Here is a 12,216-nt window from a genome sequence, read left to right as displayed (position 1 = left end):
TCCAATTTGACCAAAAAATCAGGTAACCTTAATCATGTAAGAAAAAGGTATGCATACAAACTTACAAATAAAAGTATCAAAAACCTTCGTTTTTTAGAATAGATATTTGTTATGTATTCTCTAAAATAGAAAACCTAATCTAATAACTTTTCCAAGACATTCGATCCGATCGAATGTCTTTTTTTGTCGTCAACCCAAAAACGAAGAATTTTGAGATACAACAAAGGGGAGGATCATGATTGAGAAAACAAAAAGGTGGATAATATTTATGGGAATACTCTCAGTTTTATCATTACCGTTGGTAAACGCTGCAGAAGTCCAGCAAGTTGAAACAAATGGGACCATTGGATTTACTGGTGTCTATGAACCCATTGGTACACCTGATCCAGCGCCGCCCGAAACTATTGTCAGACCACCAATTACCGAAGTGGCCAAACCAGATGGTACGTTGCCACAAACAAACGAAATAGGACATTCATGGCACGCTTGGCTAGGCGTTTTTCTAATCAGTTTCGTCTTCCTCTTATGGAAACAAAAAAGAAATCATAATAAAAATCTAAAACAATAAGAAAGCAGGAATAATCAAATGAAATTTATTCGTTTAGCAACAATTGCCGCACTATCAACTACTATTTTAGCAGGAGGAGCAGCTTCTGTTTTTGCCGATGAAATGAGAGAAGTAACAACCGAAGGTCAAATCCAGTTTACAGCGGATGAAGACGGTGATCTGGAAGTCATCCCTCCTGTACCTGATCCGGATGTGATTATTCCACCGATTATCGATCCAGTTACAGGTCCATTGTCTATCGTACAGGCACCTACAATGAACTTTGGTACTCAGGTCATCTCCAACCAAGATCAAACATATAATATGGTTGCAGAGACTGCTGAACTCGCTAATCCAGAAGAAGGTGGACCTACTGACGTTCCATATATTAGTTTTGCTCAAGTACAAGACGTTCGTGGAACCAATGCTGGATGGGATCTAAAAGTGAGCTTAAGTGATTTTGAAGCTCCAGAAGCACAAAATAAAATTCTAACGGGAGCGCAAATCACCTTTGCTAATGCTCAGTTAAATTATGAAGGTAGCAATACTGATAACGAACCTACAGTGCACCAGGCTGGACTAACATTACTTCCTAATGGTGCAGCGCGTTCAGTGATGACTGCGGCACAAGGACAAGGTGCAGGAGCTTCTTCAGTTATCTGGGGAGACCAAGCAGACTTGACTGCCCAATTTGAAGCAGAGGGCTTTAATCCTGAGACAGACGTTGTAGAAAACAACGCAATACAATTGTCGATTCCAGGTTCAACAGCCAAAGATGCGACAACGTATACGTCAACGCTAACTTGGGAATTAAACTTAACACCTGGAGACGAACTATAAAAGCCTTGTAACCATTTGTTTTGAAACTCTCGGCAGCGTCACAGTAAAATTGTGACGCTGTTTTTCTAAGAAAGGAGACGTAACCTTGAAACAAACAACTTTAGCTCATCGTTCTCAAAGAGCCTCTTGGTGGGTACTTACGCTTCTTTTTCTTCTTTTTGGAATTTTTCCATCAGTAGCTCAAGCGGAGGAAACACTGTCATTTTATGTCACGCCTGAATTTCCTGAAAGCCAGGTAGAAGGATCAAATAGTTATTTCGATTTGAATCTAGCAGCTGGAGCAACAGAAACCTTAGCATTGAAACTGCAAAATGTTAGTAGTGACCCAATTCAAGTGCAAGTAACCCCTCATACAGCGTATACCAATGTTCATGGAGTCGTTGAGTACGGAAAAGATGCCCAAGAACCAGATAGTAGCCTTACTTATTCATTGGACGAATTGATTGACTCATCTGGCGTCATTGAACTGGCAGGAAATGAAACCCAAACAATTAGTGTTCCTTTACATATGCCAGAAGAATCGTTTGAGGGATTTTTAGCGGGAGGTCTACGGATTTCGGAAGTCAAAGAGGAGCAAGAAGAAACGGCAATCAATGAAGAAGGCGTAGCGATCAAAAATGAATTTGCCTATGTGATTGGGATTGTTGTCAGCAATTCTCGGGATTCAGTTCAACCGGATCTCGATTTATTAGCTGTTTTTGCAGATCAGTTGAATTATCGGAATGTGATTAGTGCAACGATCCAAAACTTCACGCCTACCTTTGTCAATCGAATGGCGGTGGAAGCGACAGTACAACGAGCAGGAGAAAACGAGGTTCTTTATGAAGCGAGTGAAGAAATGATGCAAATGGCGCCTAATTCTAATTTTGATTTTCCAATCTCGTTAGAAGGCGATCGCTTTCAAAGTGGCGACTATGTATTGAAATTAATAGCAATATCTGGTGAAGATGAGTGGGTATGGGAGAGACCCTTCACAATTAAAGCAGATGAAGCCAGGGCATTGAATCAAGCAGATGTGACCATTGATTCAAGTATGAATTGGTGGATGATTGGCGCAATCATTTTACTTGTTCTTTTACTGGGGGTCATTCTTTATCTACTTATTCAAAAAAAGAAAGCAAACCGAAGCGAACAAGAGTAGTAAAAAGGAGTGAATGGAATGACCACGAGATTAAGAAGACCGCTGCTTCTATTAGGGGCGTCTATTCTAATGATGCAAGCATTGATTCTATCGATTGGCATGGTCTACGCTGAGACAACGATGGACACTGAGGAACAAAAACAGGTAGAACACCCATCCATGAAAAACCTTCTAAAAGAAGAACAGGCTAGTGATGCGCGCTTTTTCTTTACTCAGGCGCGGATGCAAGGCACGGTAGAAGAAACCATACAAGTAACCTTCTTTTCTGATCAAGAAGTGTCAGAGGCACGAGTATTTTTACCTGAAGAAGCAACGCTTATCAACGAGCAGTTACCGGCAGGGGGATCAGTCGAACAGATAGAGCAGTCTCAGGAATGGCTGGTTCAGTCAAAACGGGCGCAAAATACATTTGTTCTTCCTTTAGTATTTGAACAGGCGGGACGCTATGAACTGTCTGTGGGAGGAGCAACGGCTTATCTTGAAATCAGTGAACAAGAAGATAGTATTGTGGAGAACCCTACTGAAGGAATAGAAGCTTCTGATGATGCTCAAACAGTACAAGCGGATCTGGAAGCGAAAGAGAATGCAGTAGAAGAGAATCAAATGAAGGAGCAGCCATCACAAAGTTTAGATAATGAATACAGTTCAAATGCTACCGTCACAAAAGATAATTTTTTGCAGCATTTTGACTTACAGGGTTCTGCAACGTATGATTCAGAAACAGGGGAAGTAACCTTAACTACAGCTAGTAATAATCAAGTTGGAAATGTTACATTGAAGGAAAAATTAAGTGTAAATTATCCATTTGTTTTGACAGGGAAGGCAAATATTGGTTCTAATACGAATGGTGCAGATGGTATGGCTTTTGGTTTCCATAGATCTGAAAATTCTGCTGTTGGAAATAGTGGAAACGGTATGGGGATTGCTGGCCTAACAGGAGGCTTTGGATTCAAATTGGATTCAAATTTTAATACAACTCAGGGAGCGGGTGCAGCTAGAGATCCGGCTGCTTTAGGTGGGGCTCCTTTTGCTGGATACGTTTATCATGAGACGAATGGTTTATTGACTACTTATATGGAAAGCGATGCTCCAGCAAAGCGAACAGGGACATTGAATGGCGCTTACGATGATATAGTCATTGAGTATCTGCCAAGTGAAGAAGCAAATATTTTCCGTATTAACTATAAAGGAGAAACCTGGGAACGAGATATATCCGATTGGCAAGGAATCGATACTACTGCATTATCTTTTTTAATCTCAGGAAGTACAGGTGCAAGAAACAATGTTCATAGCTTTATATTTGAACAGATGGACTATGTAATAGGGACAGGAGAAGTTGAAGTCAGTTATCGTGATGCAGCTACAAATGAAGAAATAATACCTAGTCAATTGTTAGAAATTCCTTTTAAATCAGAGGCAGTTCTTAATCCAAATTCAGGGATTGATGATGAACCGTACCTTCTTGGTTATGACTATAGTCATGTTGAGACAGATGCACTTTATTTCGATGAAACAAACAATACGATAAAACCAGAGGCTGAGCGTCGGAATGTTACTTACTTTTTTAATCGTGCTGAGTCCGAGGTGACAATTCATTACATTGATGATGCCGGGACAGTTATTTCGCCATCTGATACAATCATTGGTTATGTGAATGAGGAGCTAGAAGTAACGATTAAAGAAATAGAAAACTACAAGTTTTTATTTGAAAGAGACAATCAATTATTGAATACGGTATTTACTCGAGAGCAACAAAATTATTGGCTCGTTTATATCTTACAGGGCTCCATGCCACCAGTAGATCCATTGGATCCTGAAATAGAAGTGAACCCAGAAAATAAACCAGAGCTGCCAGAAAATCAAGGGCTTCTGAGTATTGACTTCATTTCCTCCTTTAACTTTGGCTCACAACCTATTTCAGTTCATGACCAAACCTATTACGCGCAACCACAACGTTTATTGGATGAAGACGGAACTGTAAATGAGATGGAAGAGCGCCCTAACTATGTTCAGATCAGCGATCGTCGATCAGCTACTGAGCGTAACGGCTGGCAGCTATCGGTTACCCAGACGAAACAATTTGAAGGATTAAAAAATCAACAGCTTACAGGTGCGAGTATTACTTTCTCAAATCAACAATTAGTGACCGCTCAAGGTGGCGATACCCCTTCTTTACAGACAGCCAACCCGTTAACGTTGGTACCAGGAAACAAGCGAGCACTGATTCGTGCAGAAGATACTGAAGGAACAGGCACATGGATCTATCGTTTTGGAGATGAGCATACCGCAAGGGAAAGTGTTACGCTCAACGTACCGAAAGGTTCAAATCCTGAAGCCACAAGCTATTCCACAACCCTGATATGGGAATTGAATGCTATTCCTGATAATTAAAAGAGAAATTTCTTTTTTCCTTTTTCTGCCATTTATTAATAAGACGGCTAGATTGGTTCGAAAAAAGATGAATAGTTCGTGTATGATCCTGGTTCATTCAAAAGAAAGTCAAGCCATGACGAACAAAGAATTAAAAGAGAAACTAAGCGTCATGCCACCAATAGTTAAAGGAAATATCAAACAAATCAAGACATATTTCAAAGAAATCTGTGGTTATGATCTAAGTGTAGAAAAGAAGAATTCTATCGTATTCAATGTGTCATAGAGTTTGCATAAATACAAATTATCTTAAAAAAGGCTTCAAAAAAAATTTTTTGAAGCCTTTTTTTGTTTTCCGCAAGTATTAAGATTAAGAACTGACGCTACTGTCTAATGACATAGTTAAGGGAAAACGTAAAGATCTGATGTCAAAGCTAAACCTTAAAGGAAAAGATAGGAAAAAAACGAATAATTGGGAAGTTACTATTTTTCGCTAATGAATTTAGACAGCAACATTATGGAGATAAAGGAATCACGATTAAGAAAGTTCACGATTGATAAAAACTTGCTAATAAATGAAACTATTTGACCTGTTCTTTCGTCATACCCTATAGAACAACGAAAGAGAGGAAATACTATGAGAAAAAAATTATTGTTAATAGCTATATTCTGTGCACTGATTCTTACGTTAGTAGTGGGTGTCACGTATAAGTATCTAATGAGTCAAGTGTATGGAGAAGAACAAACAAATTTTGAAACGCAAGTCGAAAAAACAATTAAAACTGAATTTTTTGATCGTGATATCACTCAGATTGAAGAATCAAAGAGTGGCGATAATCAATACAACAAATATTACCTGTACTATTCTGCGACTGAAAATAAAAATATTATAAAACAATTGGAAGCTCAAACTCAGGTTGCTTCGAAACAATTGAAGGATTCTCGGTCAATGGTGCTTTCCTATGTCAATGAGGAAAAGGTGAATGATGCCCTTATTAATCGACAATTAGTAACAAAGGAATATATTTGGGATGATAAAACAAAGTCTTTGAAATATTTAGGTGAATTAAAAGAATTATCTGAAATACTCTTATCCAAAAATCGAAATGAGCCTCGATTAAAAGATATTGTCAACGATGAATCAGACTTGCTTGCGATAAACAGAATTGTACAAGAACAGCTACTTAGTACTCGAACTAAATTAAAATCGACAATTGATGAAGAAGAATTAGATCAAGTGTTAACAAATGACTTTTTAAGCAAGGATAGTAAGATAACCATTCTCCCTCACTCAATACAAATCGCTTTTGATAAAGAGGTCTTAGGGGTGACAAAGATGAATGTCGACATTGAAAAAATTCTGCCTTTTATTGATCCAGCGATCGTTTCTGATAATAATCTGCCAAAAAAATCCTTAGACCAAAAAAGAAACTATGTCGCGCTCACCTTTGATGATGGACCTAACGATACGTCTACGAAAAAATTACTAGGAGAGTTAAAAAAAGAAAAGATCAAAGCGACTTTTTTTGTTTTAGGTCAGATGGTTGATAAGAACCCAGAGGTCGCGAAAAAAATAGTGGGAGAGGGGCATGAAATTGGCAGTCATTCATACACTCACCCAGACTTGACTCAAGTAACCCTGGATAAAGTCAAAGAAGAAGTACTGAAGACTGATAAGGCAATATTTCATGCTACAGGGGTATTGCCAAAACTCTTTCGACCACCTTACGGAGCAGTAAACGGCGCCGTTGCCAAAACCATCGGATTGCCTATTATTCAATGGAATGTAGACTCTGAAGATTGGCAAGTCAAAAATAAAGATTTGATTGTAAATAAGGTAATTGATACTGTAGAAAATGGATCAATCATTTTGATTCATGATATCCATGAACGTTCCGTAGAATCCATTCCAGAAATGGTAAGTCAACTAAGAAAAAGAGGCTATGAGTTTGTGACTATAAGCGAATTGCTCTCTTATGGACAAAAACCACTAAATCAGTATTTTGGTTTAGCTGACCAAAGAGAAATTAAATAGCAGTCTTTTCTAGTCCCTTGGAGAGTTGTGGAAGGAGTGATCTTTATTTTTAAGAATAGAAGTCAAACAAAAAAAGTGCGCTATTATGAGCATCTACTGGAAGAACTGATAGAAGGTAAATATGATCAAATGTATCGAATTGCCTACAGTTATGTTTATGATCATGAAGATGCTTTAGATGTCCTGCAAGATAGCTTTCAAAAGGCGTTAAAAAGCTTTAGAAACACAGTAGAAATTGATAATTTTCAAGCATGGTTCTATAAAATTTTAGTAAGAACCGCGATTGATCAATGGCGAGTGAAGAGACTAAGACCATTTGGATTAGCCTTTGAAGAAACTATAGAACTAAGTCATTTTCGTTTCGATCAAAGTGAATTTCTTGAACTAAAGGAAATTCTAGAGAGAACGCCTAGTCCGGAAAGAGATATCATCATTTTAAAATATTTTGATGGATTTACCTTGCAAGAAATTGCTCAAATACTTAATTTAAATGAGAATACGGTGAAAACGAAGATGTACCGTTCTCTTGTTCAATTTAAGCATCTTTTAAATTAAAAAAACAAGATATGAAAAGGAGAATGAGCGAAATGAAACAGCATACGTTTGATGAAGAAAACCAAGAACAATTAAAGCGTGAAATAGTTGCACGTTTTCAAATAGAAAAGGCAAAGGTATACGAAGAAAAGAAGCGAAAAGTACTTAGAAGAGGCGTCGAAAGCGTGATCTTGGTGGTTTTTAGTTTTTTGATTATGCTTCAAAATACTACCTTTAGAGGTTTTGCATCAGAAATACCTATTTTGGGGGATTTGGTATCAATTATAACTGGGGAAACGCTTCTGTTCAGTCAAGAGGAGGCAGAAATCACTATTGATGTGCCTAAGATAACAGAAGAAAATCAAGTGTATTCGCAATTAAATGAAAAATATCTCCGTGAAGGACAACGAGCATATCAAAGTTATATAGACGTAATAAATAAGGTGGACGAAAAACAAATGTATGTCAGTGGTACCTATGATGTGAAAGTCAATGATAATCGATTTTTAGTAATCGACCGTACATTTGAAGAGACAGTGGGGAGCACCAATGTCGAACATCGATTTGATACATTCGATAAAAAGAACGAGGTCTTATTATCATTAAAGATGTTATTTAAAACGGAAAACTATTTAGAGGTGCTGGCTCAGGAAATTGAGCACCAAATGAAAGAGCGGATGAGAGTAAATAGCGATATCAAATATTGGGTTTTAGACTATAATGATACAAATTGGTTGGAGAATGATCCGAATTTTTATATTAATGAAAATCATGAACTAGTTATTTCGTTTGATAAATATGAAGTTTCGGCTGGATACATGGGGACACAAGAGTTCATAATACCTACTACAGTATTGAAGCCGATCTTAGTTGACGAAAATTTTTTTAATTAGATCGATAAATCAGTTTAAGCTTATTCAGAAAATGATTTCTGGATAAGCTTTCTTTTTTTCGCTAGCAAGAGCGGAAAATAAAGCCTACTTTTCTAATTGGCTTTGATACCATGAGGGGAAAAAATCGATGAACCCAGAGTCTCTTTTATACACGTTTACTACAAAGGCAATAAAAAGTCCCTTGTTGTCTGCTTTTGTGAGTAACTTTTCCACAGTGTGGAACTCCCTGAGCCTTACTACCATTATTGGATTTGAAAATAATTAGAGAACTAATTATTAGATAGCGAATCTTTTTATTGACTTTCCTTTTTAACCGGTGTATATTCTTTTCGAATAGTTAGATATCTAACATTTGGCAAAGGGGGAGTCGTTTTGGAGGAACTGATCGTATCGAATTTGATGCGTTCCATTATGAATAAGTCACGGGAATCGATGGAAATGCGTATAAAAGACCTGGATATCAGTCAACAGCAAGGAAGAATGATTGCGTATATCGCACAAAATGAAGACAAAGGCTTGATTCAGAAGGATTTGGCCCAAGTGTTTCAACGTCGTGATGCCAGCATCACAAGTATGCTTCAAGGGTTAGAAAAAAAAGGGTATATCGAGCGCCGCATCCCAAAAAATAATGAGCGGCAAAAAAATATATACGTTTTACCTAAAGGAAAAGCGTTGATTGATCAAACCAATGAAGCTTTTTATGCGGCAGAAAAAGAACTGATCCAAGCACTGAATGCAGAAGAAGTCGAAGAACTGACTCGTTTGTTAAGAAAAATCGATCAAAGTCTATGAGCAATAAGCAGTCAATCACTGCTTATTGCCTTAAAGTTAGAATTCTAACAGTTAACTATCTAATAGAAGGAGGAATCATCATGGAAGAAGTCACAATGAATGAATCCAATATTTACTACTTAAGCGAAAGTCCGGTGCGAAAGGCAATTGCCCATTTATCGATCCCGATGATGGTTGGTATTTCAACCACGACGATCTATAATTTGATTAATGCCTATTTTATTGGATTGATCCATGATACCAATATGATGTCGGCGATTACCTTGGCGATGCCCATTACGATTCTGTTGATGGCCGTTGGGAACATGCTGGGTGTTGGTGGAGGAAGCTATATCACACGACTACTAGGCAATGGAGACACTCAAAAGGGCAAGAAAGTTGCCGGCTATGCGTTTTACTCGAGCATCCTGCTCGGTGTAATCATAGGGATTGTCGCAGTAATTTTCATGGATCCATTTATTCATTTACTAGGAGCAGGTGGGCAGACATTTTTGTATACAAAACAATATTCACTGATTTTGTTTGTTGGTGGAGCATCGTTCATTTTAAATTTTGCTTTGGAACAATTGGTGCGTTCAGAAGGGGCATCAAAAGAATCAATGTATGGCATGTTTGTCAGTGTTGCAGTGAGTATCCTACTTGATGCATTATTGATTCTCGTCTTTAACCTACATGTGATCGGTGCAGGGCTATCACTGGTGATTGCGAATATCGCTTCAACAACGTATTATGTCTGGTTCCTAGAAACGAAAAGCGAGACATTGAAGGGCTTTTTAAAGAACATGAAACTTTCAATCAAAGATCAGCTAGAAGTTTATAAAATAGGGATATCCGAGCTGTTTAAATCAGCTTTCATGATCGTCACCACATTATTATTGAACAATTTTTCTGCTGAATATGGAGACAATGTTGTGGCTAGCTTTGGTATCGCTGTTCGAATCACGCAATTACCGGAATTTTTAACAATGGGTCTATTTTTGGGCGTCATACCGTTATTTGCCTACAGTTTCTCTGCCCATAACACGAAACGAGTGAAAGAAGCACTGAAAGAAGTATCTTTGTGGATAGGTGGGATCTCCATCCTTTTTGCATTGATTGTGTATTGGTTGCGAGTGCCTGTGCTGGGGTTATTTACAAGTGATCCTCGTGTGATCCAAGTTGGCTTAACGATTTTAGGGGCACAGTTGGTTTCTTCGATCTTTAATGGTTTCTCTGGTTTATTCACGGGCATCTTTCAGGCATCTGGACTAGGTGCTCAGACCGGAGTGATGTCCACGATTCAAGGAACATTCTTTATTCCGATCGTTTTATTGCTGCATCATTTCTATGGATTGGATGGATTGATTTGGTCAATGACGATTACAGAAGGTATCGCGTTTGTTGCGGGTGTCTTAATGATGATTCCTTATCTAAATAAACTAAATAAGAATGATCTGCCCGCCATGCAAAACCAGTAGCATATAAGAAGCAGGTACGTTTGAACTATTGGTTTCTGGTTGAAAAGATAGCGAAAGGTTTCTTTTCGAACATCCTATAAGGAAAGCCCAACGAAGCAAATTTCGTTGGGCTTCTTTACTTGCTATATATTTCCTTTTCGTTAAAGTAAGAGGAGATGTTGATTCTGTTATACTTACTATTGAAAAAAACTCCATTTCAAGGATAAACGATCTTTTTCATGTATCAATAGAAGAAAAGCGTCTAAAACAAATGCTATTAGCAAAATTATCAAGCGATTGAGGAATCTACTATGCAAAAAAAAATTTATAAAGTTGTCTCTGTCTCGAATAACAGTCGTCTGTTTGCGATTTTAATGGCTTTTTCAGGTGGGGCATTAGATGTCTATTCTCATAATTACTTTCATGGATTTGTTGCTACTCAGACGGGGAACATTATTTTGATGGCTTCGAATTTATCCCAATATAATTGGCAGCAAATGCTGCCTAAAATCGTATCGATCATTTTGTTTACGGTAGGATTTTTATTAGGTATTCTTCTAAAGCGCAGCAATTTCAGTCATTATTGGCGCAGTTACACCATGCTACCTGTTATTTTATCGAGCTTGATCATTCCATTGTTGTCTCAAAACTTGCACCTTTTTAAAATTGGTCTGCTTGCTTTTGGCAGTGGCTTGCTGATGCTGACGTTTACTGGAACGCAAATCGAAGGAAATCTTTATACGATCATGATGACCTCAGGAAATTATCGGAAAATGCTAAATGAATGGTATCTGTATCTGACCTCACGGAATAAAACGTCGCTTCAAAAACGCAATGCCCATAACTATACGATCGTCGTGCTCTCATTTGTCATTGGTGCTTGTTTACTAGCCTTTATCAGTCTTATTTTGAAAAAATATTCAATTTGGATCGTAACCTTCACGTTTCTGCTGGCACTTTTTATTGAAATCCATCAAGCGAAAAAGACGATTCGATAGTCAAAGAAAAACCGTCAGAGGGACTCCTTCTGACGGTTTTTCTTATAAGCTGAAACAGGAATATTTTTTAGAATGTCCTCACAGCTCCGCAATCTTCCGTACGGTATTGATGGTTCGAATCGTAATCTGTTTGCCGACGCTGGTGCTGGCTGTTTTTTTCCACCAATTGGTTTTTTGATAGTCTTTGCGGAGGTAAGACCAGAAGACGACGTCTTTGTAAGGAAAAACCTGTTCAAGGGTGGCATTCGGAGCCCCGAGTTTTTCAGATAACACCTCGTAGGACAGTGAAGGCATCAAAAAGATCAGGTTGTCATAGATGGTTTTATCTTCCGTTCCTGACCAGTCAGGTATATGGGTCAAGCGTTCCTGCAGCTCTGTTTGGCGAATGATATAAATAGCGATATCAAAGGAAAAGTACCGTTTGATCATTGCTTGAATCATTTCGACAAGGGCTTGTGGATCATCCTCTTCACTGGAAAAAATCACATTGCCGCTATTCAAATAAGTGACCACATTGCTAAACCCCAATTCTTCAAAACCGGCTTTCAATTCTTTCGTAGAAATTTTGTTCTTTCCACCGACATTGATGCCTCTTAATAAAGCGATGTATCGTTGCATGGATAACCCCTC

General features: G+C 38.1%; 11 protein-coding genes. 10 read left to right on the top strand and 1 reads right to left on the bottom strand.

What is annotated here, in order from left to right; all coding sequences use genetic code 11:
- Positions 1-268: 268 nt before the first annotated feature.
- The 10 genes from IGJ17_RS16210 to IGJ17_RS16165 all read left to right on the top strand — a co-directional run bounded on the left by IGJ17_RS16210 (position 269) and on the right by IGJ17_RS16165 (position 11,586).
- Positions 269-568, top strand: coding sequence for an LPXTG cell wall anchor domain-containing protein (locus tag IGJ17_RS16210; protein WP_082741604.1), 300 nt, complete (start codon positions 269-271; stop codon positions 566-568).
- 18 nt (positions 569-586) lie between these two features.
- Positions 587-1,387, top strand: coding sequence for a WxL domain-containing protein (locus IGJ17_RS16205; RefSeq protein WP_008381814.1), 801 nt, complete (start codon positions 587-589; stop codon positions 1,385-1,387).
- Positions 1,388-1,472: 85 nt separating this feature from the next.
- Positions 1,473-2,528 carry a DUF916 and DUF3324 domain-containing protein gene (locus IGJ17_RS16200; RefSeq protein WP_142437254.1) on the top strand — a complete coding sequence of 352 codons (1,056 nt, stop codon included), beginning with the start codon at positions 1,473-1,475 and terminating at the stop codon, positions 2,526-2,528.
- Positions 2,529-2,546: 18 nt separating this feature from the next.
- Positions 2,547-4,919 carry a WxL domain-containing protein gene (locus IGJ17_RS16195; protein ID WP_429961604.1) on the top strand — a complete coding sequence of 791 codons (2,373 nt, stop codon included), beginning with the start codon at positions 2,547-2,549 and terminating at the stop codon, positions 4,917-4,919.
- Between the two features lie 616 nt (positions 4,920-5,535).
- The gene (locus tag IGJ17_RS16190) at positions 5,536-6,933 is read left to right on the top strand and encodes a polysaccharide deacetylase family protein (RefSeq protein ID WP_142437252.1); all 1,398 of its coding nucleotides are present in this window, start codon (positions 5,536-5,538) and stop codon (positions 6,931-6,933) included.
- 36 nt (positions 6,934-6,969) lie between these two features.
- Positions 6,970-7,488, top strand: a complete 519-nt coding sequence (locus IGJ17_RS16185; RefSeq protein WP_005233050.1) for an RNA polymerase sigma factor — start codon at positions 6,970-6,972, stop codon at positions 7,486-7,488.
- A gap of 32 nt (positions 7,489-7,520) precedes the next feature.
- Positions 7,521-8,360 (top strand): RsiV family protein, encoded by an 840-nt coding sequence (locus IGJ17_RS16180; RefSeq protein ID WP_260605076.1) that lies wholly within the window; start codon positions 7,521-7,523, stop codon positions 8,358-8,360.
- A 411-nt stretch (positions 8,361-8,771) separates the two neighbouring features.
- On the top strand, positions 8,772-9,152 hold the full coding sequence (locus tag IGJ17_RS16175) for a MarR family winged helix-turn-helix transcriptional regulator (protein ID WP_429960842.1): 381 nt from the start codon (positions 8,772-8,774) through the stop codon (positions 9,150-9,152).
- Positions 9,153-9,232: 80 nt separating this feature from the next.
- On the top strand, positions 9,233-10,609 hold the full coding sequence (locus IGJ17_RS16170) for an MATE family efflux transporter (protein WP_142437248.1): 1,377 nt from the start codon (positions 9,233-9,235) through the stop codon (positions 10,607-10,609).
- Between the two features lie 290 nt (positions 10,610-10,899).
- A complete protein-coding gene (locus IGJ17_RS16165) occupies positions 10,900-11,586 on the top strand; it encodes a YoaK family protein (protein WP_429961603.1) in 687 nt (228 codons plus the stop codon).
- Positions 11,587-11,664: 78 nt separating this feature from the next.
- Here the strand turns inward: IGJ17_RS16165 and IGJ17_RS16160 are convergent, their stop codons facing one another.
- The gene (locus IGJ17_RS16160) at positions 11,665-12,204 is read right to left on the bottom strand and encodes a DUF1697 domain-containing protein (protein WP_142437246.1); all 540 of its coding nucleotides are present in this window, start codon (positions 12,202-12,204) and stop codon (positions 11,665-11,667) included.
- Between the last annotated feature and the right edge of the window lie 12 nt (positions 12,205-12,216).

It is taken from the genome of Enterococcus sp. DIV1096b (assembly GCF_050498765.1).
In the GTDB taxonomy this organism is placed as follows: domain Bacteria; phylum Bacillota; class Bacilli; order Lactobacillales; family Enterococcaceae; genus Enterococcus_D; species Enterococcus_D entomosocium.
Note: the sequence above shows the minus strand (reverse complement) of the source record. Positions and strands in the feature narration are given on the sequence as shown.

What these genes read in the sequence shown, in the direction of transcription:
- IGJ17_RS16205 (WP_008381814.1), top strand. Translation starts at nt 587, where the DNA reads ATGAAATTTATTCGTTTAGCAACAATTGCCGCACTATCAACTACTATT.
- IGJ17_RS16195 (WP_429961604.1), top strand. Translation starts at nt 2,547, where the DNA reads ATGACCACGAGATTAAGAAGACCGCTGCTTCTATTAGGGGCGTCTATT.
- IGJ17_RS16180 (WP_260605076.1), top strand. Translation starts at nt 7,521, where the DNA reads ATGAAACAGCATACGTTTGATGAAGAAAACCAAGAACAATTAAAGCGT.
- IGJ17_RS16190 (WP_142437252.1), top strand. Translation starts at nt 5,536, where the DNA reads ATGAGAAAAAAATTATTGTTAATAGCTATATTCTGTGCACTGATTCTT.
- IGJ17_RS16210 (WP_082741604.1), top strand. Translation starts at nt 269, where the DNA reads ATGGGAATACTCTCAGTTTTATCATTACCGTTGGTAAACGCTGCAGAA.
- IGJ17_RS16175 (WP_429960842.1), top strand. Translation starts at nt 8,772, where the DNA reads ATGAATAAGTCACGGGAATCGATGGAAATGCGTATAAAAGACCTGGAT.
- IGJ17_RS16160 (WP_142437246.1), bottom strand. Translation starts at nt 12,204, where the DNA reads ATGCAACGATACATCGCTTTATTAAGAGGCATCAATGTCGGTGGAAAG.
- IGJ17_RS16170 (WP_142437248.1), top strand. Translation starts at nt 9,233, where the DNA reads ATGGAAGAAGTCACAATGAATGAATCCAATATTTACTACTTAAGCGAA.
- IGJ17_RS16165 (WP_429961603.1), top strand. Translation starts at nt 10,900, where the DNA reads ATGCAAAAAAAAATTTATAAAGTTGTCTCTGTCTCGAATAACAGTCGT.